The organism is Kitasatospora sp. NPDC058063 (assembly GCF_042885395.1).
Lineage (GTDB): Bacteria > Actinomycetota > Actinomycetes > Streptomycetales > Streptomycetaceae > Kitasatospora > Kitasatospora lactacystinica.
Genome location: NZ_JBHVSD010000001.1, coordinates 156881 through 179889 on the forward strand (window position 1 = coordinate 156881; position 23009 = coordinate 179889).

General features: G+C 72.5%; 26 protein-coding genes and 1 pseudogene. 14 read left to right on the forward strand and 13 right to left on the reverse strand.

The features are described from left to right. Window positions 1-227: 227 nt before the first annotated feature. Both ACFVUY_RS00780 and ACFVUY_RS00785 read left to right on the forward strand, forming a co-directional pair. Window positions 228-482 (forward strand): annotated as a pseudogene (locus ACFVUY_RS00780) (VOC family protein); the annotation flags it as partial. Window positions 483-616: 134 nt separating this feature from the next. Continuing rightward, window positions 617-1003 carry a hypothetical protein gene (locus ACFVUY_RS00785; RefSeq protein WP_387693999.1) on the forward strand — a complete coding sequence of 129 codons (387 nt, stop codon included), beginning with the start codon at window positions 617-619 and terminating at the stop codon, window positions 1001-1003. Window positions 1004-1066: 63 nt separating this feature from the next. Here ACFVUY_RS00785 and ACFVUY_RS00790 read toward each other — a convergent pair whose 3' ends face one another. The 3 genes from ACFVUY_RS00790 to ACFVUY_RS00800 all read right to left on the reverse strand — a co-directional run bounded on the left by ACFVUY_RS00790 (window position 1067) and on the right by ACFVUY_RS00800 (window position 2805). Continuing rightward, complete coding sequence (locus tag ACFVUY_RS00790) at window positions 1067-1654, reverse strand: GNAT family N-acetyltransferase (protein WP_387727065.1); 588 nt, start codon at window positions 1652-1654, stop codon at window positions 1067-1069. 88 nt (window positions 1655-1742) lie between these two features. Beyond that, window positions 1743-1946, reverse strand: coding sequence for a DUF397 domain-containing protein (locus tag ACFVUY_RS00795; RefSeq protein ID WP_387726460.1), 204 nt, complete (start codon window positions 1944-1946; stop codon window positions 1743-1745). Beyond that, window positions 1939-2805: a helix-turn-helix domain-containing protein gene (locus ACFVUY_RS00800; protein WP_380353905.1), complete on the reverse strand. Its 867-nt coding sequence runs from the start codon at window positions 2803-2805 to the stop codon at window positions 1939-1941. The genes ACFVUY_RS00795 and ACFVUY_RS00800 overlap by 8 nt, the downstream gene beginning before the upstream one ends. A gap of 264 nt (window positions 2806-3069) precedes the next feature. On the opposite strand from ACFVUY_RS00800, the gene ACFVUY_RS00805 reads away from it, so the two are divergent. Continuing rightward, a complete protein-coding gene (locus ACFVUY_RS00805; RefSeq protein WP_387726463.1) occupies window positions 3070-3321 on the forward strand; it encodes a hypothetical protein in 252 nt (83 codons plus the stop codon). Between the two features lie 84 nt (window positions 3322-3405). Here ACFVUY_RS00805 and ACFVUY_RS00810 read toward each other — a convergent pair whose 3' ends face one another. The 5 genes from ACFVUY_RS00810 to hisC all read right to left on the reverse strand — a co-directional run bounded on the left by ACFVUY_RS00810 (window position 3406) and on the right by hisC (window position 8990). Further along, entirely contained in the window at window positions 3406-4095 is a 690-nt protein-coding gene (locus ACFVUY_RS00810) for a hypothetical protein (protein ID WP_387726466.1), read from the reverse strand. Window positions 4096-4107: 12 nt separating this feature from the next. Then, the gene (locus ACFVUY_RS00815) at window positions 4108-5319 is read right to left on the reverse strand and encodes an ABC transporter permease (RefSeq protein ID WP_387726468.1); all 1212 of its coding nucleotides are present in this window, start codon (window positions 5317-5319) and stop codon (window positions 4108-4110) included. Next, on the reverse strand, window positions 5316-6140 hold the full coding sequence (locus tag ACFVUY_RS00820; RefSeq protein WP_387726470.1) for an ABC transporter ATP-binding protein: 825 nt from the start codon (window positions 6138-6140) through the stop codon (window positions 5316-5318). Before ACFVUY_RS00820 ends, ACFVUY_RS00815 begins: the two co-directional genes overlap by 4 nt. 8 nt (window positions 6141-6148) lie before the next feature. Beyond that, entirely contained in the window at window positions 6149-7531 is a 1383-nt protein-coding gene (locus ACFVUY_RS00825) for an efflux RND transporter periplasmic adaptor subunit (protein WP_387694005.1), read from the reverse strand. 379 nt (window positions 7532-7910) lie between these two features. Further along, entirely contained in the window at window positions 7911-8990 is a 1080-nt protein-coding gene (gene hisC / locus ACFVUY_RS00830; RefSeq protein ID WP_387726472.1) for a histidinol-phosphate transaminase, read from the reverse strand. A 340-nt stretch (window positions 8991-9330) separates the two neighbouring features. Between hisC and ACFVUY_RS00835 the strand changes: the two genes are divergently transcribed. The 5 genes from ACFVUY_RS00835 (at window position 9331) to ACFVUY_RS00855 (ending at window position 15843) form a co-directional block, all read left to right on the forward strand. Next, window positions 9331-10488 (forward strand): LacI family DNA-binding transcriptional regulator, encoded by a 1158-nt coding sequence (locus ACFVUY_RS00835; protein WP_359905133.1) that lies wholly within the window; start codon window positions 9331-9333, stop codon window positions 10486-10488. Window positions 10489-10660: 172 nt separating this feature from the next. Next, window positions 10661-12085, forward strand: a complete 1425-nt coding sequence (locus ACFVUY_RS00840; protein WP_387726474.1) for a metallophosphoesterase — start codon at window positions 10661-10663, stop codon at window positions 12083-12085. Window positions 12086-12438: 353 nt separating this feature from the next. Then, window positions 12439-13344 (forward strand): hypothetical protein, encoded by a 906-nt coding sequence (locus tag ACFVUY_RS00845; RefSeq protein WP_387694007.1) that lies wholly within the window; start codon window positions 12439-12441, stop codon window positions 13342-13344. A 161-nt stretch (window positions 13345-13505) separates the two neighbouring features. Further along, entirely contained in the window at window positions 13506-15062 is a 1557-nt protein-coding gene (locus ACFVUY_RS00850; protein WP_387726476.1) for an alpha/beta hydrolase family protein, read from the forward strand. Between the two features lie 217 nt (window positions 15063-15279). Continuing rightward, entirely contained in the window at window positions 15280-15843 is a 564-nt protein-coding gene (locus ACFVUY_RS00855) for a hypothetical protein (protein ID WP_387694009.1), read from the forward strand. Window positions 15844-15862: 19 nt separating this feature from the next. Here ACFVUY_RS00855 and ACFVUY_RS00860 read toward each other — a convergent pair whose 3' ends face one another. Further along, entirely contained in the window at window positions 15863-16459 is a 597-nt protein-coding gene (locus tag ACFVUY_RS00860) for an NAD(P)H-dependent oxidoreductase (protein ID WP_359905145.1), read from the reverse strand. Window positions 16460-16560: 101 nt separating this feature from the next. Between ACFVUY_RS00860 and ACFVUY_RS00865 the strand changes: the two genes are divergently transcribed. Further along, window positions 16561-17397, forward strand: coding sequence for a helix-turn-helix domain-containing protein (locus ACFVUY_RS00865; RefSeq protein ID WP_387726479.1), 837 nt, complete (start codon window positions 16561-16563; stop codon window positions 17395-17397). A 48-nt stretch (window positions 17398-17445) separates the two neighbouring features. On the opposite strand, the gene ACFVUY_RS00870 is transcribed toward ACFVUY_RS00865, so the two are convergent. Continuing rightward, window positions 17446-18369 (reverse strand): LysR family transcriptional regulator, encoded by a 924-nt coding sequence (locus tag ACFVUY_RS00870; RefSeq protein ID WP_387726482.1) that lies wholly within the window; start codon window positions 18367-18369, stop codon window positions 17446-17448. A gap of 130 nt (window positions 18370-18499) precedes the next feature. Between ACFVUY_RS00870 and ACFVUY_RS00875 the strand changes: the two genes are divergently transcribed. After that, a complete protein-coding gene (locus ACFVUY_RS00875; protein WP_359905153.1) occupies window positions 18500-18886 on the forward strand; it encodes a VOC family protein in 387 nt (128 codons plus the stop codon). A gap of 93 nt (window positions 18887-18979) precedes the next feature. Here ACFVUY_RS00875 and ACFVUY_RS00880 read toward each other — a convergent pair whose 3' ends face one another. Both ACFVUY_RS00880 and ACFVUY_RS00885 read right to left on the reverse strand, forming a co-directional pair. Beyond that, the gene (locus tag ACFVUY_RS00880) at window positions 18980-19417 is read right to left on the reverse strand and encodes an SRPBCC domain-containing protein (RefSeq protein WP_359905155.1); all 438 of its coding nucleotides are present in this window, start codon (window positions 19415-19417) and stop codon (window positions 18980-18982) included. Between the two features lie 160 nt (window positions 19418-19577). Continuing rightward, entirely contained in the window at window positions 19578-20066 is a 489-nt protein-coding gene (locus tag ACFVUY_RS00885) for a DUF5994 family protein (protein ID WP_387726486.1), read from the reverse strand. Window positions 20067-20325: 259 nt separating this feature from the next. Here ACFVUY_RS00885 and ACFVUY_RS00890 point away from each other — a divergent pair, with 259 nt between their 5' ends. Continuing rightward, window positions 20326-20751, forward strand: a complete 426-nt coding sequence (locus tag ACFVUY_RS00890) for a CBS domain-containing protein (protein WP_387726489.1) — start codon at window positions 20326-20328, stop codon at window positions 20749-20751. A 102-nt stretch (window positions 20752-20853) separates the two neighbouring features. On the opposite strand, the gene ACFVUY_RS00895 is transcribed toward ACFVUY_RS00890, so the two are convergent. Next, window positions 20854-21654, reverse strand: a complete 801-nt coding sequence (locus ACFVUY_RS00895) for a helix-turn-helix transcriptional regulator (RefSeq protein WP_387726492.1) — start codon at window positions 21652-21654, stop codon at window positions 20854-20856. Window positions 21655-21767: 113 nt separating this feature from the next. Here ACFVUY_RS00895 and ACFVUY_RS00900 point away from each other — a divergent pair, with 113 nt between their 5' ends. The 3 genes from ACFVUY_RS00900 to ACFVUY_RS00910 are packed head-to-tail and all read left to right on the forward strand — an operon-like array spanning window position 21768 to window position 23004. Beyond that, on the forward strand, window positions 21768-22124 hold the full coding sequence (locus tag ACFVUY_RS00900) for a VOC family protein (protein WP_387726495.1): 357 nt from the start codon (window positions 21768-21770) through the stop codon (window positions 22122-22124). Window positions 22125-22141: 17 nt separating this feature from the next. Continuing rightward, the gene (locus ACFVUY_RS00905) at window positions 22142-22588 is read left to right on the forward strand and encodes an SRPBCC family protein (RefSeq protein ID WP_387726498.1); all 447 of its coding nucleotides are present in this window, start codon (window positions 22142-22144) and stop codon (window positions 22586-22588) included. After that, window positions 22585-23004, forward strand: coding sequence for a nuclear transport factor 2 family protein (locus ACFVUY_RS00910; RefSeq protein WP_387694018.1), 420 nt, complete (start codon window positions 22585-22587; stop codon window positions 23002-23004). The genes ACFVUY_RS00905 and ACFVUY_RS00910 overlap by 4 nt, the downstream gene beginning before the upstream one ends. The last annotated feature ends 5 nt before the right edge of the window (window positions 23005-23009 follow it).

The window sequence follows — 23009 nt, forward strand, 5'->3', positions numbered from 1 at the left end:
ATTCTTCCGCGATTCCGAAGCATAGAGCACAAATCCACGAGTTCCGTCGAAGTGAATTACGGATATTTAATTGCCATAACTTGATAATTGCTTCCGTGTTCGGATCGCTCCAACCCCACGAGGCTCGGCCGCGCGGCGAAAGCCAGCACCAGGGCTGCTGGGGACCGGGGATCAGGAGCCCCAGAGCCCCCACAACCTGCGGATCCACGGCGGAAATTGAGCGGCGGGAGCCCACGGGCGCGGGCCCACGCATGTACTTCCAGCGCGTCCCCGAGGGCGAGGTCGTGAAGAATCGGGTGCACCTCGACGTGCGGGTGGGCACCGGACTCCTCGGCGAGGAGCGCGTGGCGGTACTGGAGGCCGAATTCACCCGGCTGGGCGCGCTCGGCTCGACACGGGTGCACCTGCTGGTCGCCGACGACAAGAACGAGTCCTGCCTCGCGATGCAGGACGTCGAGGGCAACGAGTTCTGCCTCGACTGAGCGTTCCTGCCGGGATCCGGCAAGCAACTCGGCCGGGATCTTGCGGGATTCGGTCGGCGCAGGGCCCTGGGAGGCGTGGCTAGTGTGCTCGGGAGTGGACGTGAACGAACGTCCGTGACCTGGGGGGTGGGGGAATGACTCCACTGGGCTTGAGCGTGGCCACCTGGTGGTGGATCGTCGCGCTGACGACGGTGCTGTTCTGGGCGCTGGCGGTACCGCCGCAGCCGACGCGGACGTACCGGATCATGGTGTCCCTGGCGCCGCTGGCCGGAGCGCTCTTCCTGATCGGCCGCTACCACACGAACGGGATGAACCCGGCCGGTGCGCTGTCCATGTACTCGCTGGCGATGCTGTCGATGGCCCTCGGGACGGCCGGGCACCTCGGGAAGCTCGCGCGCCGGCAGCTCGCGGCCGACAAGGCCGGCGACACGGACGAAGTGCCGCTCACCTGGGGCTTCATGGTGCAGCTCTTCCTGTGCCTGACCGCGGGCATGGTGGTGTACTTCGTGATCCAGCCGTAGGCACCGCCCGCATCGACCGGTGGCCCCTCGCGAGGCGCGAGGGGCCACCGGCACGAACTACCGCTACGTGCGCGGGAAGTCGGACCGGCCGACTTCCCGCGCGTCCCAGGTCTCCTTGAGGAGCTCGTACTCGACTTCGCCGTGCTCGGACCCCGGGATCGACTCCGGCCAGTCCCCGAAATAGCTGCGGAGGAACGACAGGCCCGACTTCTCCATCACCCGCCGGGAGCCCGTGTTCACCGCCATGGTGTTCGCAGTGACCCGCTCCACCCCGAGGTCGGCGAACCCCTTGTCGATCAGGGCCAGCGAACCCTCCGTGGCACAACCCCTGCCCCAGGCCGACCGGTTCAGCCGGTAGCCGAGTTCGACCACGGCCGGATCGTGGTCGTCGAGCGGACGGAGCTCGAACCAGCCCAGAAACGTCCCGGTGGTCTTCTCCTGGGCCGCCCAGAAGCCCCGGGTGCCCGAACACGGGTGGACGTGGAGGAGGCGGGGCAGGGTCCGCGTGCGGATCGCCTCGCGGTCCGCCGGCTTGCCACCGTTGATGAAGCGCATGACCTCGGGATCGTTGTCCAGCGCGAAGAGGTCGTCTCCGTCGGCCTCGGTGAACGGCCGCAGGAGGAGACGCTCGGTCTGCAGGAAGGGATGCATCCAGCGATCTTCATCGGGTGCCGCCGAACCGGCCATCGATTTTCCGACGGCCCCTTGCGGAGGAGCAAGGGGCCGCCGGAACGGTTCGCTAAGCGCGGGAGGTGGCCAGGCGGTCGAACTCGCCCGCCTTCGCGCCCTGGAGGAGGGCCGCGAAGTTGGGGGCGGTGGTGCGGACGATGACGTCACCCTCGTCGGACTCGCGGAGTTCGATCACACCAGCGACAATCCGCACCTCTACGCATTCGGAGTTCGCGCCAGAGTAACTGGACTTCTGCCACGGAGAGTTAGGCATACTTGCTTTCCATATCCTTCTTGATGGATCGAATGAACTCCCGGGATTCACCTTCCGAGAGGGCCGCCGAGTCGATCCGAGCGAGCAGGGTGCGGAACCGGGTCATGTGGGCTGGCGCGTCAAAGAGCACGTTGCCGAGCCCCGAGTCCATCTGCGCTGTGTCGAGCTCAGGAATCGGCCCTTCGGCATAGGTGAAGTTCTCGTGCGTGAGCGGCAGCGTGTCGACCTCGAACAGCACAACTCGAACAGAGATGGTCGGCAGCTCGGAAGCCTCGATGAGACTTCCGAGCTGCTCGGCTTGAACCTTTGGTCCACTGAACTGCATACGCAGCGCTGCCTCATGGATGTATGCCAAGTACGGCGTTTCGCCGGATCGAACGACCCTCTGCCGCTGCATCCGAAAGGATGTCCGCAGATCGACCTCGTGGCACGGGAGAGGTGGGAAGTTTCGCGCGAAGACGGCCGATGCATAGGCGTTGGTCTGGAGCAAGCCCGGGATGAAGGCCATCGTGTAGGTAGAGAGCCCTCTCGCCCGCCCCTCGATCTCTGCAACCTCAAGAAAGTCGGGCGAGAGGTTTCCGCGGTACTCCTCCCACCAACCGCCCTTGTCCCGGTCCGTGATGATGTCCGCGAGCGCGTCGATCAAGGGCTCGTTGACGCACATGCACAACGCGGCGATCGTGCGCAGGCGTTCGACGCTGATGCCGGTCCTGCCGCTCTCCATCTGGGTCACGTGGGCGGGATTGATGCCCAGTGCGCGGGCGAGTTGGCTGCCGCCGAGGCCGGCCTGTTCCCGCATCCTGCGAAGTTCGGCACCCAACCTCAACTGGCGGAGCGTTGGGTTCGATCGAAGGGCCATGGGACCAGTCTGCCAGCCCCGTTCGGGGGAACTTCTCGCTTATCGCCACAAATCTGTGGCGACGCGCGCTATCGTCATCCTCAGAACGATCCGATGGATCGTCAGACACGCTTTGGTTCAGCGCAGTAGGCGCCTGCTGCCCGCCCGCCGAAGAGCAACCACCCCCTGGCCTGGCTCACGGCTTCCCCCTCCACACTCATGCCTCTCGGAGGTTCCTGTGTGCACCCTGAACACCCCCTCCCTGTACGAGCTGGACTCCGTCGCGTGACCCGCGAACCGGTCGCGCCGGACGACCCCCGGATGCGGGACTTCACCGCCGCGCACATCACGGTCCTGCTCGGGGAGCTGCACCGGCGCGGTCTCCCGTACGGGCTGCTCTGGGGTTTGGCCTCCGCCGGTGAGACCATCCTCGACGGGCGTCTCCTGGTCGACTTCGGCAACGCGCCCGTCAGCACTCTCCTCAACCTCCTCCACCTGCTCCGGGACCTGGACCGGGAATCGGTGTGGAACCGGTGAGGCGCCTCGAACCGCGCTGAGCACATGCGAAGGCCCCCGCCCACCGAAGGGGCGAGGGCCTCGCGGTCGTCCGTCGGCTCCGGGTCAGCCGCCGGACGGGTTCCTGGGAGCGCCGCCACCGGCCCCGGCACCGCCGCCGAAGCCAGCACCGCCACCGCCACCGCCGAAGCCACCACCGAAGCCGCCCGCGCCGGCGGCGCCTTCGACGAGCTGGCTGGCCGTGTAGCCACCACTGGCGTCGGGGGTGCCGACGACGGTCACGCTCTGGCCGGGCTGCAGGTCTCCGACCTTGCCCTCCTTGTTGAGCTGGACCTTCGTCGCGTCGCCGGTGGTGACCTTGATGGTGTTGCCGTTGGTGTCGGTCAGGTACACCGTGTTGCCGTCGACGGCCTTGACCGTGCCCCGGGCGAAGCCGGCCTGCCCGCCCTGGCCCTGGCCGCCCTGGCCCGCACCCTGCCCCTGCCCGCCACGGCGGGAGCCGTTCTGCCCCTGCCCGTAGCCGCCGCCCGGAGCCGCCGCGGCGGCGGCCGGCCGGGCGGAGGACTTCCCGCCGCCCGCAGTCCCGTTGTTCTGCTGGTACCAGACCCCGCCCGCGAAGGCCCCGGTGGCGATCACGCCGCCCGCCAGCACCAGGCTGAGCCAGGGCAGCTTCCGCCGGGGCGGCGCGGCCAGTTCGGCGCTCACGTCGCGGGCGTCCGGCGGGGTGGCGAGCAGGGCGACCTGCTCGGCCGGAGTGCCGGTGTCCGGGCTGACCGTGGCGATCTCTTTGCTCATGACAGTGGAGTCCTACTCGTGCCGGAGGGCGTCGATCGGCCGCAGCGAGGCGGCCCGGTTGGCGGGGTAGCTGCCGAAGAACAGCCCGATGGCGACGGCGATGGCGAACGCGCCGAGCACGGATTCGGGGATCACCACCGGCTTGATGCCGACGATGCTGAAGTGCGAGCCGGCGATCCCGGCCGCCACGCCCAGCCCCGCGCCGATCACCGACAGCAGCGTCGACTCGGTGAGGAACTGCCCGAGGATGACCGCGCGCGGCGCGCCGAGCGCCTTGCGGATGCCGATCTCGCGCGTCCGCTCGGTGACCGTCACCAGCATGATGTTGGTGATGCCGATCCCGCCGACCAGCAGCGAGATCGCCGCCACCGCGCCGAGCAGCACGGTGAAGGTCTTGGTGGTGCTCTCCCGCGCCGTGAGCAGCGAGGCCTGGCTGGTGATCCGGAAGTCCGCCTTGGCGGGGTCGGCGATGGCGTGCGTCCCGAGCAGCACCCGGGTGATCTCGGACTGGGCCGCCGTGGTGCTGTCGGCGTTCGAGGCCTGCACCAGGATCTGGTTGACCGAGCCGAAGCCGGTGAAGGCGTTCTGCACCGTCGGGAGCGGGGCGACGACCACGTCGTCCGGGTCGGTGAAGCCGCTGCCGCCCTTGGCCTGGAGCACGCCGACCACGGTGAACGGCGTGCCGCCGAGGACGACGGACCTGCCGACCGGGTTCTCGGTGTCGAACAGCTGCTTGGCGGTCGTCGCGCCGAGCACCGCGACCTTGCGCGAGTTGAGCACGTCGTCGTCGGTGAAGTACTCGCCGTGGGCGACCTTCTGGTTGGCGGTCTCGAAGTACGACGGGTAGGTGCCGACGATCGAGCCGGGGCTGTACGAGATGTTCCCGTACAGCGCCGTCCCGCTGGTGGTGACCACCGGGGCGACCGACTTGATGGCGCCCGAGTCGCCGTCGCTCGCCAGCGCCTTGGCGTCGGCGACCGTGAGCTTCTTGACCGCGGAGGTGGCCCGGGAGCCGCCGTTCGCCGAACTGGAGCTGACCGTCAGCGAGTTGGTGCCGAGCGAGGTGATCGAGTCCTTGACCGCCACGGACGAGCCGTTGCCGACCGCCAGCAGCAGGATCACCGAGGCCACGCCGATCAGCACCCCGAGCATGGTGAGCGCCGAGCGCACCTTGTTGGCGGCCAGGCCGCCGACCGCGAAGCGGAGCGTCTGCCAGAGGATCACGCCGACACCTCCGCGACCGCGGTCTGCGCGAACGCCGCGTCCAGGAAGGGCGGCGGCCCCTCCACGGGCGCCTGCCTCAGGTCGCTGACGATCTGCCCGTCGACCAGCCGCAGCACCCGCTTGGCGTGCCGGGCGACCTCGTCCTCGTGGGTGATCAGCACGACCGTGCGGCCGGTGGCGTTGAGCCCGTCGATCAGGGCGAGCACCTCCTCCGTCGAGCGGCTGTCGAGGTTGCCGGTCGGCTCGTCGGCGAGCAGCATCGCGGGCGCCGTCACCAGCGCCCGCGCCACCGCGACGCGCTGCTGCTGGCCGCCGGAGAGCTCGTTGGGCTTGTGCCCGGCCCGTTCGGCGAGCCCGACCAGCGACAGCGCGGCCATCGCCCGGCGGCGCCGTTCGGCGGTGCGGACGCCCGCGTAGGCGAGCGGCAGCTCGACCTGGGCGAGGGCGGTGGTGCGGGGCACCAGGTTGAAGGACTGGAAGACGAAACCGATCTTGCGGTTGCGCACCAGTGCGAGCTGCTGCTCGTCCAGGTGTCCGACGTCGGTGCCGTCCAGCAGGTAGCGGCCGGCGGTCGGGACGTCCAGGCAGCCGAGGATGTTCATCAGGGTGGACTTGCCGGAGCCGGAGCTGCCCATCACGGCGACGAAGTCGCCCTGCTCGATGTCCAGGTCGACGCCCTGCGGCTCGCCGGTCGCCGGGTCGGAGGGGCCGCGCAGCGCGTGCACGGTGGCGTCGCCGTGCCCGTACGCCTTGGTGAGCCGGCGGATCCGGATCACCGGGACGGGATGCGCGGGGACGCGCTTGTCGATGACGTGACGCATGACCGGTCTCAGCCCTTGCCGCCGCGACCGGCCCCGCCACCGGCGCCACCGCCGCCGGAGCCGCCGCCCGGGAAGACCCCGCCGCCCGCGGCCCCGCCCCGGTTGCCGCCGAGGCCCGGGAAGGAGGCGTTCGGGAAGCCGTTGCCGCCGCTGGTGGTGGGGAGTTCGACCTTGTCGCCCTCCTTCAGCCCGGAGACCACCTGTACCGTGCTGTCGCCCTCGACCCCGACGCCGACGGTGACCCGCTCGGAGGCGCCGTCCGGCTGCACCAGGGTCGCGGTGCGCGACGTTCCGGTGCCGGACAGGGCGGAGGTGGGCAGCGAGAGCGCGTTGTCGGCCTCGCCGGTGATCACCTGGACGGTGGCGCTGAGGCCGGTGCGCAGCGTGCTGGTGTCGCCGGTGATCTGGAGCGTGGCCGCGTACTGGACGGCGGCGGAGCCGGCCGCGCCGCCGGAGCCGCTGCTGGTGGGCAGCGAACTGACCGACAGGACGGTCGCGTTGAGCTTGGTGTCGGACTGGGCGTTCAGGGTGACGGTGGCCGCCTCGCCCTTCTTCAGCTTGAGCGAGTCGAGCTCGGAGAAGTTCGCGGTGACCTGCATCCCGGTCGGGTTGGTGAGCACGATGAAGCCGCTCGGAGCGGACGTCGAACTCGCGCCGCTGCCCGTGGACTTGGTGGAGGAGGACGAGGAGGAGCCGGAGCCGGTGGCCCCGACGGTGTCGCCGACCTTGCCGGAGACCGAGGCGACCGTGCCGTCCACCGAGGCGGTCAGGGTGGTGCCGGTCAGCGCCGCCTGGGCGTTGGCGAGGCCGGTCTGCGCGGTGGCGACCTGCTGCTGGGCCTGGGCCACGGCCGCGTCGTCGACCTTGGTGGTGGTGATGGTGGTGGTCTGCGGGGCGGGCGTACTGCTCCCGCCCGCCCCGCGGCCACCGCTGCCGGCCCCGGCGCCCGGAGAGGCGGCGGAGGTGGCGCCCGGCAGTTGTTCGGTGGTCGTGGTGGTGACCCCGGCCTGGGCCTTGGTGAGGTTGGCCTGGGCCGTGGTGAGCGCGGACCGGGCCGCGTCCACCTGCTGCTGGGCCGCCGCGGTGTCGACGGTGGCGAGCACCTGACCCTTCTTCACGGCGTCCCCGACCGCGACCTCGACCGCGGTGAGCCTGCCACCGGTGGTGAAGTCCTGGGCCGCGTCGGTGGGTGAGACCAGGGTGCCGGATCCGGACACGGTGGCCAGGACGGTGCCCTTGGACACCGTCGCGGTACGGGCCACGGGCTTCGCGGAAGCCGGGCCGGAACTGCCGCTGACCGTGGCGTACACCAGGGCGGCACCGCCCAGCAGGGCCACGCCGAGCGCGGAATTGACGAGGACGGCGCCTCGCCGCCGTGGGAGCACCTTCATGCCGGACAGCTTCCCGGGGCCCTCTTGCGTCGTCCTGGACGCCGGCTGGGAGAAGCCTGACCGGCCGGATCCGGGCATTGCGGACAGAGCGCCCCTCCCGTGCGGGCGCCTTGGCCGCCCCGTGGGCGGCCGTTGGCGCAACTCCCAGCGGGCTCCCAGCGACCTCCAGGCATCCGGCAGGACGTTCTGAGGGCGTTCTCACGGAGTCGGGCCCGGTCTGCGGCAGCCGTGCGGAACGCCGTACGGTCCGGGACCCGCGGCAGCCGCCCGCAACGCGGCCGCACGGCCCGCGACACCCGCCCGGGACACCCCAGGGGCGCGGAAACGCCGCAGGGGCGCACCGGAGGACCGGCACGCCCCTGCGATCACCAGCAGGACGTCAGAGCGACTTGCGGAAGGCCTCCGCCACCGACAGGAAGATCGAGTTGCCCTCGGCCTCGCCGATCGACACCCGCACGCCCTCCGGGAACGGCCGCACGATCACGCCGGCCTCGGCGCACGCGGCGGCGAACTCCGGCGAACGCTCGCCGAGCCAGAGCCAGACGAAGTTGGCCTGCGAGTCCGGGATCTCCCAGCCCTGGGCGCGCAGTCCGGCCACCACCCGGGTGCGCTCCTCGACCAGCGCCTCGACCCGCTCCAGCAGCGCCTCCTCGGCGCGCAGCGAGGCGATGGCGGCGTCCTGGGCGATCCGGCTCACGCCGAAGGGGGTGGCGACCTTGCGCAGCGCGGCCGCCACCGGCTCGTGCGCGATGGCGAAGCCGACCCGCAGGCCCGCCAGGCCGTACGCCTTGGAGAAGGTGCGCAGCACGCACACGTTCGGGCGGTCCCGGTAGAGGTCGATGCCGTTGGGCACCTCGGGGTCGCGGATGAACTCGATGTAGGCCTCGTCCACCACGACCAGGACGTCGCCGGGGACGGCGTCCAGGAAACGCTCCAGCTCGGCGCGGTGGATCACGTTGCCGGTGGGGTTGTTGGGGTTGCAGACGAAGATCAGCCGGGTGTTCGGGGTGACCGCGGCGAGCATCGCGTCCAGGTCGTGGTCGCCGTTCGCCTTGAGCGGCACCGGGACGGGCGTCGCCCCGGAGACCGTGGCGACGATCGGGTACGCCTCGAAGGAGCGCCAGGCGAAGATCACCTCGTCGCCCGGGCCGGCCGTGGCGAGCACCAGCGACTGGGCGATGCCGACCGAGCCGGTGCCGGTGGCGATGTGCTCGGCGGGCACCCCGAAGCGCTCGGCCAGCACCGAGGTCAGCTCGGTGACCCCCATGTCGGGGTAGCGGTTGAGCGAACCGGCCGCCTTGACCGCGGTCTCCAGGACACCGGGCAGCGGCTCGTAGGGGTTCTCGTTCGAGGACAGCTTGTAGGCGTCGGCGCCGGCCGGCTTGCCGGGCTTGTACGTGGGGATGCCGTCGAGGGTCGGCCGCAGCCGCGGGCCCTGCGCTGACGTACCACTGCTCACGGTCGTACTCCGTTTCCAGTTGCGGAACTCTCCGGTGCGCTCGCCCGCCACGGACGGGGTCGCCTCCGTGCCCGGACCTCGTGACGCGCCCGGACTCCCCGGTCGGGTGCCTTGCACGATACCGACCGCCCTCACCCGTAGGAGTGAGATGCCCGGTCGGGTTACAGGCGCAGATCAGCCATTCTGCCCGGTTCCTTTGGCACATGTCAGAGGTAAGAGGCCTGGTTTCAGGCGGGTATCGAAGGGGCGCACCCCGGCTCACTCTTGGAGAAACGTATCTCCGGGGGCTTCCGATGCGCCGGTCACAGACCCTTGTCAGGAGCCATACGATCGGTCCGCCATGACAGCAGCAGCCAACCAGAGCGGTCGGCGTCCCACCACCTCACGGCGTCTGGAGCGGGCCGGCATCCGGGATGTGGCAGCAGCCGCCGGAGTGTCGATCACCACTGTCTCCGATGCGCTGAACGGAAAGGGCCGCCTGCCCGACGAGACCCGCAGCCGGGTGCGCGAGGTAGCCGAGCGCCTCGGCTACCGCCCCTCCGCGGCCGCCCGCACCCTGCGCACGGGACGGTCCGGCCTGATCGGCCTGACCGTCACGACCTACGGTGAAGAGCCGTTCACCTTCACCGAGTTCGCGTACTTCGCCGAGATGGCCAGGGCCGCCACCAGCGCCGCCCTGGGCCGCGGCTACGCGCTGGTGGTGCTGCCCGCCTCCTCCCGCCACGACGTCTGGGGCAACATCGCCCTGGACGGCACCGTGGTGATCGACCCGCCCGACCAGGACCCCCTGGTGAGCGAGCTCTACCGGTCCGGCGTGCCGGTGGTCAGCGACGGCAAGCCCGGCAACTGCCCGGTCACCGCCTGGGTCGACAACGACCACGAGGCCGCCGTGCTCGGCATCCTCGACCACCTCTCCGAGGCCGGCGCCCGCCGGATCGGCCTGCTCACCGGCACCAGCACCGACACCTACACCCGGCTCTCCACCGAGGCCTACCTCGGCTGGTGCGCCAAGGTCGGGCAGGAGCCGGTCTACGAGACCTACCCGGCGCACGACCCGGCCGCCGGCGCCGTCGCCGCCGACCGGCTGCTCGCCCGCCCCGACCGGCCGGACGCCGTCTACGGACTGTTCGACCCCAACGGCACCGACCTGCTGGCCGCCGCACGCCGCTACGGCCTGCGGGTGCCGGACGACCTGCTGCTGGTCTGCTGCAGCGAGAGCGACGTCTACGCGACCACCGAGCCGCCGATCACCACGCTCTCGCTCAAGCCGCGCAAGATCGGCACCACGGTGGTCAACCTGCTCATCGACGCGATCGAGGGCGTGGACTCCGGGACGGGCGTCGACATCGCCCGGCTCTTCCCGCCGCGGTTCCGCACCGCCGGCACCGGGCCGCCGCCCGGCACCCTGATGCCGACCGAGCTGATCGTCCGCGCGTCCTCCCAGCGCCGGAGTCCGCGCACCACCGTCAGCCCGCCCCGGGCCCCGGGCGAGGTATAGACCACCACGCCGCAGCGGCCCCGAGGCCGGGCCGCGCGGCCCCGCCACAGCCGACGAGACCATGCCGAGCCGGGACAAAACGGACCTTGCGGGACCGCCCGGCTGACGCTCCGGAGGATTGGATACCCACCAGGTGACGACGCCGGGAGAGTGGTCTTCCTATGATGGGCGAATGACACCCGAGGACCGCTTCCCCGGGCCCGAGCACCCCCACTCGGTCCCCCGCCACCAGCCGGACCTCGACGTGCTGCCGTACGGCACCTATTACGAACCCGACGCCGCCACCGGCTACCCCGCCGCGCCCTACGAGGGGGAGGGCCACGACGGGGAGACCTACAGCGGCTACGGCGGAGCCCGCTACCTGGAGCAGCACTGGCCCGCCGACGGCCAGGGCCACACCGTGCACGCCCAGGGCATCGGCATGGACCAGACCCCGGCCTTCTCGCACCAGGGACAGCAGGAGCACCAGGGACAGCAGGGGCAGGGCGGCTACGAGGACGGCCCCGGGTACGAGGAGCGCACGGGCTACGCGGGCGGGGAGCAAGGCGGCTACGAGAGCCGGGAGCAGACCGGCTACGACGGCCAGGACCAGGGCGGCTACGACGCGCGGGAGCAGGGCGGCTACGACGGCCGGGACCAGGGCGGCTACGAACCCACCCTGCCCGACCAGCCCTCCCCCGCACTCGGGCTCGACGGCCGCGACGACCCGCCGACCATCGAACTCGGCCCGCCGCTGCCCGACCCCGCCGCACCCACCTACCCGTACCCGGCCCCCGGCCCCGGCGAGCCCCCCGGCCCGGTCTACGTCGTCGGCGACGTGCACGGCTACCTGGAGGAGCTGCGCGCCGCGCTGCACGGCCAGGGCCTGATCGACGCCGACGGCCACTGGTCGGCCGGCCGCGCCCGGATCTGGTTCCTCGGCGACTTCACCGACCGCGGCCCCGACGGCATCGGCGTCATCGACCTGGTCATGCAGCTGGCCGCCGAGGCCGCCGCGGCCGGCGGCTACTGCCGCGCCCTGATGGGCAACCACGAACTGCTCTTCCTCGGCGCCGCCAAGTACGGCGACGAGCCCGTCCAGTCCACCGCCGGCACCGCCTCCTTCCTCGCCGCCTGGCGGCTCAACGGCGGCCAGCAGAGCGACCTGGACCGGCTGGAGGCGCACCACATCAGCTGGCTCTCCCGGCTGCCCGCCATGGCGGTCGAGGACGGCCACCTGCTGCTGCACTCCGACACCACCGCGTACCTGGAGTACGGCGAGTCCATCCCCGACGTCAACGACGCGGTGCACGGCCTGCTCGCCGACGGCAGCGTGGACGAGTGGTGGGACTGCTTCCGCCGCTTCACCAAGCGGTTCGCCTTCCGCGGCGACGCCGGCCCGATGGCCGTCCACGAGCTGCTGGACACCTACGGCGGCAGCCGGATCGTGCACGGGCACAGCCCCATCCCGTACCTCACCGGCGCGGTGCACAACGACGACGGCCAGCCGCCGCACATCCCCGGGCCGTATGTGTACGCGGACGACCTCGCGGTGGCGATGGACGGCGGCGTCACCATGGAGGGGCGGCTGCTGGTCGCCCGGCTGCCCATCGGCTGAGGCGCGCGGCCGTCCATCGGCCGGATCGCTCGCACGGATCGCCCACCGACTGCCGCCTTCCGGCTGCCGACTTCCGCCTTCCGGCTGCCGACTTCCGACTTCCGACTTCCGACCGATCGTCAACCGACCATCGCCGTAGAACAGTTGTTCCCGGCGCTCGGGCGGTCGCACGCACGCGTCCCGGGGCGCGAAATTCCGGAAACCGACTGTCAGCCCGGGCGTGCCCGCCCCTACCATGAGGCACACCACACCCGGCCGCCCGTCCGGCGGCCCGCCTCCGCGCCCGTTTCGGCGTCCTGAGGGCCGCGCGCCCCCGGGGCGGAGCGAACGGGGACCGCACGAACGGGGTTCCCATGTCCAACCCCCCGCCACTGCTCGCCGAGGACCGCCCGGAGTACGAGCGCCTCCTCACGGAAGCCCTGCGCGACCGCACCGTCCTCACCGCCCTGCGCGCGCCCGGCGCGCTCACCACCGACCAGCTGCGCATCCGCGCCCTGCGCGACGCCGACCGCGTCAACGCCGCGGCCGCCACCGAGTACACCCACTACACCCGGCTGCGCGAGAGCCTGCACAGCACGCCCCCACCGCCGCCCGGCGGCGAACCGGCCGCCCCCGGGCTGTTCAGCCAGCTGCGCTCCGGGGGCGGCGGCGCCGGACTGTTCCCGGTCCTCACCGTGCTCACCCCGATCCTGGCCTGGGCCGCCGCCCTGTTCCTGCTGCTGATCGGCTACCTGCTGCGCGCCGCCGGTCCGAACCTCGCCCTCGCCCACTCCCTGGTCACGGCCGGGTGGGTGGCCCTCGCCGCCGGGGTCGCCGCGATGGCCATCGGCGTCATCGGGCTGCTGCTCACCGCCCTGCGCGAAGGCGCCGCGACCGCCCCGGCCGGCACCGACCCGGAGCTCGCCGCCGAACTCGGCGACGCCCACCGCGAGTGGCGCGGCGCGCTGCGCGAGCGCGGAATCCTCCCGTACCTGCTCGACGCGCTGCCGCCGGTGCCGGGCCCGGCGGCACGGCCCGACCACGACGGCCCCGACCACGCGGGCCCCGACCACGGGAGCCCGGACCACGACGGCCCGGGCTACGAGAGCCCCGACTTCAGCAGCCCCGGCTACACCTCGCCCGCGTTCACCAGCCCCGGCCCCGAGGGACTGACCGACCCCCGGGGCCGCACGACCCGCCCGGCCGCCTTCACCCCGCCCGACTTCACCGGCCCCGGGTACACACCGCCCGACTTCACCGGGCCCGACGAGGTCCGCTGAGCCCTCCGCGACGCCCCGGGTGACGGGGGCGCTTCCGGGGTGCCCGGGGCGCTTCCGGGGGACATCCCCACCCCCGGTCCGGGTGCGACCACCATCGCCCCGGACTCCGCCGCCCGCCAGGCTGGAACCCACAAGTGGAGAACGACCGGGGGAGAGCGGCGATGAGCACCGGACCCATCCGACCAGCACGCACCGGAGCGGCGCTGCTGCTCACCGCCTTACTCACGGCCCTGCCGGGGCTGCTCCTCACCGGCGGACCGGCGGGCGCCGCGGCCGTGAGCGGCACGGCGGGGAACGGCACGGCCGTGAGCGGCACGGCGGGGAACGGCACGGCAGGGAGCACCACACCTGCGAGCGCCACACCCGCGAACACCACGTCGGCGACGGGCGATCCGGTCGCCAGCCCGGTCGACTTCACCGGCGCCGGCGGCACCGTCCTGCACGGCCTGCTGCTGGCCTCCCCCGCCGCGACGGCCGGCACCCGCGGCCCCGGGCTGGTCATGGTCCCCGGGGCCGGGCCGGGCCCGCTGGCCGAACTGCGGGCCGCCGCCGAGGCGTACGCCCGGCACGGCGTCACCACGCTGGTCTTCGACAAGCGCACCGACGGCTACTCGACGACCCACCGGGACTACGGGCAGCTGGCCGAGGACGCCCTGGCCGCCGTCCGGCTGCTGCGCGCCCGGCCGGAGGTCGCGCCGGACCGGGTCGGCCTGTGGGGCCTGTCCGAGGGCGCCTGGGTGGCCTCGCTCGCCGCCACCCGCTCCACCGAGGTGACGTACCTGGTCACCGTCGGCGCGGTCGGCCTCACCCCCGCTCGCCAACAGGCCTGGGCGTACCGGGGCTACCTGCGCCACGCGGGCGTCCACGGCTCGCTGGTCGACGCGCTCTCGGACACCTCCGTCCGGCAGCTCACCGCCGCCGGGATCTTCCCGGAGGCCGACTACGATCCGGTGCCGGTGTGGGAGCGGGTCCGGCAGCCGGTCCTGGCCGAGTGGGGCACCCTCGACCGCGAGGCCGCCCCCGAGGAGAGCGCGGCGATCATCCGCCGGGCCCTCGACCGCGGCGGCAACACCCACTACACGCTGCGGACCGTCCCCGACGTCCGGCACAACCTGCACCTCACCGCGGACGACGGCTACGACCGGCCCGACCGGCTCCCGGCGGACTACGCCGAGGCCGAATCCGCCTGGATCCAGCGGCTCGCCACCGGCCTGCCCACCGCCTCCGCCGACCCGGCCCCGCAGCAGGACATCCGCAGCCGCGCGCTCGATCCGCTCCCCTGGTACGAGTCCACCTGGGTCGAGGCCGTCGCCACCCTGCTGTGCCTGACCGGCTTCGTGGGCTACGCGCTGACCGGCGCCGTCCGCCGCCTGCGCCGCCGGCCGCGACCCGCCGCCCTGCCCCGGGCCGCCCGCTGGGCCGCCCTCACCGGGACGGCCGCCCTCCTGGGCGCCCTCGGGTACCTGCTCTTCCTGATGGTCACCGCCGCGATGTTCCCCGGCCCGGTCCTGTTCGGCCGCCCGGTGGTCTGGCTGGCCGTCCAACTGCTCGCGCTGTTCGCGCTCGGGGCGGCCGCCGTCGCCGCGGTCAGCGCCAGGCGGGAGCGGGCGGCCCTGGCCGCCGCCCCGGCGGCCGACCGGGTCCGGCTGGGCGCCCTGCTGCTGGCCGGGGTGGTGTTCCTGCCCTGGGCCCTGTCCTGGGGGCTGCTGCTGCCCTGACCTCGTCACCGCGGCGACCTCCTACCCCCGTGGCCTCCTGACCGCGGCAACCTCCTACCCCCCGTGGCCTCCTACCGCGGCGACCGCCCGCTCCCCCGCCCGGGGGAGCGGGCCCGCCCGGTTTCAGCCCGGGTGAGGACGCCCCCGCCCGCGCGCTCCGGGAAGGTCGGAGCCGGTGGCGGACGGACGGCGTCCGCCCGGGGCCGGAGGCGGAACCATGGGCGCACGGACGATCGCGGCACGACTGCACGGCACACCCGCACCGGGCGTACCCCGCTGGGCGGTCCGGACCGGCTACGCGATCACCCTGGCGGTCCTGCCCTCCTGCCTCTGGCGGATCGGCGGCTTCATCCTCGGGCTGCCGCTGCTCGACCACGGCCCGACACCGCCGGAGCAGGACCCGGCCCCGTTCGACGGCGGCTGGGCGTACATCCTCGCGCTCAGCGTGGTCAGCGAGGCGCTGGCGCTCCTCTGCTTCGGCCTGGTCGCCCGCTGGGGCGAGGTGTGGCCGCGCTGGATCCCCGTCCTCGGCGGCCGCCCGGTCCCGGTGCTCGCCGCCGTGGTCCCGGCCGGGCTGGGCTCGGCGGCGCTGATGGTCTTCCCGTACGCGATGGTGATGTTCTCGCTCGGCCTGACCATCCGGGGCGACCGGAACATCGGGCTGATCACCCACGGCTGGCAGACCGTCGTGTTCTGGGCCGGCTACCTGCCGCTGGCCGCCTGGGGACCGCTGCTCGCCGTGCTCACCGTGCACTACTACCGTCGGCGCAGGGCGGGTTGAGGTGCCTTCCCCGCTCCGGTCATGCCGGGTACGGCGCGGCGGCCCGCGCGTTCTTCAACGCGCCCGCCCACCAGGACAGCTGGTCGAGCAGGACCTTGGCGTAGCCGGGCGCCTGCGGGTCGTTCGGGCGGCCGTCCGCCCAGGCAGTGAAGTAGTTCGGGAAGGCCAGGCCGTCCCGGATGGTCACCGCGTGCAGCTCGGTCAGCACGTTCTCCAGGTGCAGCACGGCATGCCGGCCGCCGGCCGCACCGCCGTAACTGACGAAGGCGACCGGCTTGGCCGTCCACTGGGTGAAGTGCCAGTCGATCGCGGCCTTCAGCGAGGCCGGGTAACTGTGGTTGTACTCCGGCGTGACGACGACGAAGGCGTCGGCGCCCTCCAGGGCCTCGGTCAGCTTCGCCATCCCGGCCGGACGCGGATAACCGTCACCCGCGAACTTCGGTGAGGCAGCCGGAAGTTCGAGCGGCAGATCGACCTCGGCGAGGTCCACTGTCTCGACCTCGAAGCCGCCGTGCGAAGCGGCCTGCTCGGCCACCCACGAGGACACCACCGGGCCGAACCGGCCCTCCCGGACGCTGCCGAGGATGATCACCAGCTTGTGCGTGTTCGTCTCCATGGCGACCACTCTCCGCCCGCCGAACGGCCGCAACCAGGCCGTACCCAGGCTGGCCCCCGCAGGGCCACCCTCCGCGCGACGATCGACCGTACGCTCGCCGTATGGGCACACCACTGGGGGACTTCATCCGCGCCAAACGGGACAGCATCCAGCCGGAGACGCTCGGCCTGCCCGACCACGGCCGCCGCCGCTCACCCGGCCTGCGCCGCTCCGACCTGGCCGTCCGGGCCGGCATCAGCGTCGAGTACCTGACCCGGCTGGAGCAGGGCCGCGACCGCAACCCCTCCACCGCCGTGGTCAACGCGCTCGCCGACGCCCTCAGCCTCGACCCCGCCGAGCGCAACCACGTGCGCTACCTCACCAAGATCACCGGCGGCGCGTGCACCGGCCACGCCCGACCCGCCCCCGCCCCGCGCGAGCTGCGCCCCACCGTCCGCGAGACCCTGCGCCTGCTCGAACCGGGCATCGCCGCCGTCACCAACCGCCTCGGCGACGTCCTCGCCCACACCAGCGGCTACGCGGCCGTCCTCGGCGCCGCCGGACTGCTCGACGCCCCGGCCCCGAACCTCACCCGCTACGTCTTCACCGACCCGCGCGCCCGCACCCTGTTCGCCGACTGGGACGACATCGCCGACGAGCAGGCCTTCGACATCTGGCTCGCACCCTCGGTCGAGTCCGCCGAATGGCTCAGCACCGAACTCGCCCCGATCGCCGGCCCCGAGTTCACCCGCCGGATCGGCAACCACCTCGTCCCCCGCCGCGGCCCGCTCCGCCTCCGCCACCCGTCCGGTCCCGAACTCCGGCTCCACCGCGAGACCCTGGACCTCACCGACGACGCCCAGCAGCTCCTCGTCCTGCTCCCCGCCGACGACGACACCGCCGCCCACCTCGACCGCCTGCTCGCCCCGGAGCGGCCCCGGCTGCGCGCGATCTCCTGAAGCCCCCACCGGCTACTCCGCCCCCACCGGTCACTCCGCCGGCACCGGTCACTCCGCCACCACGCACAACGGCGGCGCCCGGTCGACCGACTCCGCGACGGCGTCGGTGGCCGCCCGGACGAAGGCGCGGACCCGGGCGGTGGTGTTGCTCTCCAGCCAGACCGGGCCGCGCTGGATCGGGGGCGCGTCGTGGATCGGCACGTACGCGACGTCCGGGCGCGGGTAGTAGCGGCGGGAGTGTTCGCCGACCGGGAGGACACCGCGGCCCATCGCGACCAGGCTGAGCATCTCGGAGAAGGTGCCGCCGGACGGCCCCTTGGGCACCGGGCGGCCGGACGGGGTCCGGCCGGGGGTGCGGTCGCGCTTGAAGCCCGCCGAGGTGACCTCCGGGTACTGCACCACCGGATGGTCCGCGAGCACCTCCAGCGACACCGACCGCTCGCCGGCCAAGGGGTGCCCGGCCGCCACCGCCAGGACCCGCCGCTCGGTCAGCAGCACCGGCCCGCGGGCCATGCCGTCGAACGGGTAGGAGGCGATCAGGATGTCGATCGACCCGTCCACCAGGCTCGCCCGGGAGTTGGAGAGCTGCACCTCCCGCACGTCCACCCGGCAGTCCGGATGTCGCTCGCCGAACAGCGCGGCCGCCTTGAGCAGCACCGGCGCCGTCCACTCGCCGAGGAACGCCACCCGCAGCTCCCCGGTGACGCCCCGGTTCGCGTCCTCCGCCCGGCGCAGCGCCGCCTCCATCGCCGCCACCACCGGGGCCAGATCGTCCGCCAACTGCCGCCCCACCGGGGTGAGTCGGACCGACCGGCTGGTGCGGTCAAACAACTGCCCGCCGATCCGGCGCTCCAGTTTCTTCACCACCTGGCTGACCCGCCCGGTGGTCAGGTGCAGCCGCTCCGCGGTCCGGCCGAAGTGCAGCTCCCCGGCGAGCGCGAGGAAGACCTCGATCTCCAACCGCTCCAGCATCCCGCCCCGCCCCTCGATCGTTGAATCCGGCTCAACGATCCTACGGCGATCACGCATTGATCACCCGCCCGGCCGAGAGGATCGTTGAACCCGTCCCCGACAGCCCCACCCCGAGCGGAGCCGATCACCCATGCGCGTCGTAGCCTTCGACCACCTGGTCCTCAACGTCGCCGACGTCGAGCGTTCGCTGGCCTTCTACGCCGGCCTCCTGGGCCTGGAGCCCGTCCGCGTCGACGAATGGCGCGCCGGCAAGGTGTCCTTCCCGTCGATCCGGGTCAGTGCCGAGACCATCATCGACCTGGCCCACGGCCCCCGGCACGAGTCCAACGTCGACCACTTCTGCCTCACCGTCGAGCCCCTCGACTGGCAGGAGGTCATCGACGCGGGTACCTTCACCGTCCTGGAGGGCCCCGTCCCCCGCTACGGCGCCCGCGGCACCGCCACCTCCGTCTATGTCCAGGACCCGGACGGCAACACCGTCGAGCTCCGCTGGTACCCCCAGGACGCGGCCAACTGACCGTTCACCCCCAGCGCACGGCCAACAGACCGCGCCCCCGCCCCGGGCCCACGGGGGTGGCCCGGGGCGGGCACGCCGGAAGCGCCGCGCCCGTCAGTTCCGGCCGGCGAGGTGCTCGACCAGCCGGTCGAAACTGGAGTTGAGCCCCGCCTCGGCCTCCGGGCCGCGGAACATCTCCGGCACCCCGGTCTGGTGCAGCACCACCCGGGTGCCGCCCCCGTCGAGACCGGTGAAGGTGAGGGTGGAGCGCATGCCCGAGCCCTCCTCCACCATCGCGAAGAACTCGCCGACCCGGATCTCGGTGATCTCGGCCTTCAGCGGGTACCGGTCGCCGGTCGCGTCGATCACCATGGTGCTGTCGTAGCGACCACCCTCCTTCGCCTCGACGGTCACGGTCTCCAGCGGCACGTGGGTGCCGACCGGCCCCCAGAAGCGGACGAACTGCTCCGGCTCGAAGTACGCCTCGAACGCGGCGGCCGGGGCACCCGGCAGCTCGCGGGTGATGGTCAGCTCGCCCAGGTTCTCGGTCATCTCGGGATCTCCTCCGTGGTCACGTCCGTAGCTTGCACAGGGGTAGACCCCGGGCGTCCCGGAAACTCATCGCTCCCCGCGAAGGTTCTTCGACGACTTCTCCCACCGGTGTTCTCCACCGGCGCTCTCCATCGGTGTTCTCCACCGATGGAGAACGGCTTCAGCCGTGAATCCGGCCGGGCGCGACGGCGACCACCGGTCGGCCGAGCAGCAGCTCCGCCGCCGGAGTGTGGTTCCCCGTCGCGGAGGCTCCGGCCATCGCCGAGGCGGCCGTTGTCGCGTCGGTGCCGGGCGGCACCACCAGCAGGAGGAAGTGGTCCTGGAGGCCCCGGGTGACGCTGATCGTCCCGTCGCTGCCGGCGAACCAGTTGATCCTGACCATCAGGCCGTTCGCGGCGACGGACCGGGGCACACCGTCCCAGGCCTCGGTGTCGAGGCCGACCCGCAGGATGCGCCCGAAGTGGGCGCCGAGCGCGGTGATCAGGTCCGGCAGTTCGGCGAGGACCTCGTTCGAACGGGGCCACCAGGCCCCGTCGAAAACACCCTCCCGCGACATCGTCGGCTCCAGTTCCAAGCGCGGCAGCAGCGGGACACCGGGCGCCGTCCACGGCCCGGGGGAGGAAGGAATGGGGAGGGGGATCGGCATCATCCGAAGCCGCCCGTCCGGTCCACGAGGGACCCGTCATGACCCAGGGCGACGTCGACGCTGATGCCGGTGTCCGGAATGTCCTCGGTTGCTCCCCACGCTACTCCGCCGTAGCCTCCCCCGGGCCGACCACCGCGGGAGTAGCCTCGGAGACATCCAGGGCATCCCGTATCCCGGTCCCCGTTCCGGCTTCGTTCTGGGTGCAGGACAGCCCGGCAGACCCCGCCCCGGCGGGCGGCCGGAGACGGGAACGGTGAACGCCGTGACCACTCACTCGCCCCAGCCCGCCCGGCCCGGCCACGGCCTCACGGTCGCCGACGCCATGGAACCCTGCGCCTACCAGATAGCCGACGACAGCACCGTCGACCGGGCCGACGACATCCTCCGCGGCGCCCACCTGGACTACCTTCTCGTCCGCGGCCACGACGGCCGGTGCGAAGGGCTGGTCACCCGCACCGGACTCCACCCGTTCCTCACCCGCTCCTGGTACACCGAGCGGACCGCGATCAGCGCCACCACCCACCAGCGCGGCCCGTTCGCCTGGCCGACCATGGGCCTGACCCTGGCCGCGATCGCCATGCGGATCAAGCACCTGGCGGTCTGGCCCGTCGTCGACGAGGACGGCTACATCCTCGGCGTGCTCACCGCGGACCGCACCACCGACCTGCTCGCCGCCGAGCCCGCGTGACCCACGGCGCCCGGCACCCGGCACCCGGCACTTGGTCGACCCGCGCCCCGCACCCCGCCGACCCCGCCGACCCCGCTCCCGGAAGCCCGTCCGGCGGTATGTTCATCGGCCCGTCGGCTCATGACGGGCGCGAACCGGGGCGAGCAGCCGGCGCAGCACCGTCGGTGTGTGTCCCACGTGCTCGCGGACGATGCGGGTCAGGTGCGCCTGGTCGGCGAAGCCGAGCTGGGCTGCCAGGGCGGCGAGGCTGGGTTCGCCCTCGGCGATCCGGTCCATGGCCCGGGTGACGCGTACGCGGTTGCGGTAGCGGGTCAGCGAGACGCCCGTCTCCCTGGAGAACACCCGGCTCAGTCGGTAGGGCGACACCTCCAGCAGCGCGGCCAGGGCGCAGAGCCCTCCGGCCTCCGGGGCCTCCTCGATGATCGCCTCGCGCGCCGCGGCGGCCAGCGCCCGGTCGGCCGGCCGGGAGCGGAAAGTCGGCTCACCGGCCGCGGCCGCGACGAGGCGGAGCAGTTCCTCCGCCAGCGCGTAGTCGATGTCGCCGGTGGCCGCGGCAGCGACCAGACGGCGGTGGGCGAGATCGACGCGCGCGTCGACGTACACCGTCGCCGCGGCGGGCGGGCGCCCGAGGAGGGAGGGCTCGAAGCTGACCGACGTGCAGACGTCGCCGCCGGCCGGATGGGCGAAGCGCTCCTGTTCGCCGGGCGCGCCCAAGTAGGCCGTGGTCGGGTCCAGATCGGCGTCGGTGCCGTCGGCCGATCGCCGGAACCTGCCGCGTCGCACCAGCACCAGGCGGTGGTCGTCGCGGGTCTCCGGCTGCGACCACCGGGCGTGGTCGGAACGGCACCCCACCACGGCCACGGTGAACTCCGGCCGGGCGGCGAGGGTCGATGCGGACAGCATGCCGCGGACGGTACCCGCCGGGTACGACAGAACGGCCCGCAAGGATCTTCAAGACCTTCGGCCCCCTCGCCCCGGATGCTGGGGCTCATCTGATGACACGAAGGGAGCCATCCATGGCCGTCCACGCGGAGCTCACCGCGATCACCATCGACTGCGCCGATCCCGGGGCCCTCGCCGAGTTCTACCGCAAGGTCACCGGCTGGGACCTCGGGCAGGGCGACGACGACTTCGTCCAACTCGGCGAGGGGCCGGTCCGGTTGGCCTTCCAGCGGGTCGCCGGCTACCGGGGGCCCGGCTGGCCCGACGCCGCGAAGCACGCCCATCTCGACTTCACGGTCGCCGATCCCGAGATCACGGTGAAGGAGCTGCTCTCGGCCGGGGCGACCAAGCCGGAGTTCCAGCCCGGCGAAGGCGAGTGGACCGTTCTCGCCGACCCCGAGGGCCACCTGTTCTGCATCGCTTCGGCCTGACGAGGAGTCGATCACCCATGGCCTCGATCCACAAGGAAATCGTCATCGACGCCCGCCCCGAGGCGGTGTGGTCGGTGCTCAGCGACTACGGCGCGGTGCACGAGCGGCTGGCGCCCGGGTTCGTCACCGACACCCGGTTGAGCTCGGACACGCGCACCGTCACCTTCGCCGATGGCACGATCGTGTTCGAACGGCTCGTCGACCTCGACCACGAGGCGATGCGGGTCGCCTACACGGTCGTCGGCGGCAGCCTCCATCCGTCCCACCACCACGCGTCCATGCAGGCGCTTCCGGAGGCCGGCGGCCGGACGAGATTCGTGTGGCACACCGATGTCCTGCCCGACGCCCTGGCCGCACCGATCGCCGAGTCCGTCGAGCACGGTTCGGCGGTGATCCGCCGCACGCTGGAGGCCGCTTCATCGGCCGCGCCCGGACCGGCGTCCGTCCCGACCTCGGCTCGATGAGCAGCCACGACATCGTCCGGGCCGCCTGGAAGGCGTTCGCCGGCCACGACGCCGATCAGATCTCCGCGGTCTTCACCGAGGACGCAGAGTGGCTGGCACCTCCGGGAAACGCGACGGCCACCGCGCTGGGCTGTCCCAGTCACATGGTCGGCAGGGAGGTGATCACGCGCTTCCTCGCCGAGGACTTCCCCCGCCTGTTCGCCAGGGACGTCGACGTCACCTTCCACGGTTTCCACGCCGACGGCGAGCGCGTGATCGTGGAGGAGACCATGACCGCGACGCTCGCCAACGGCAATCACTACGCCAATGACTACTGCCTGGTCTTCGAACTCCGTGACGGGCTGATCCACCGCGTCCGTGAGTACATGGACACCGCGCGCGGACACCGCATGGTCTTCGGCGACGCCGAGAAGTAGCCGAG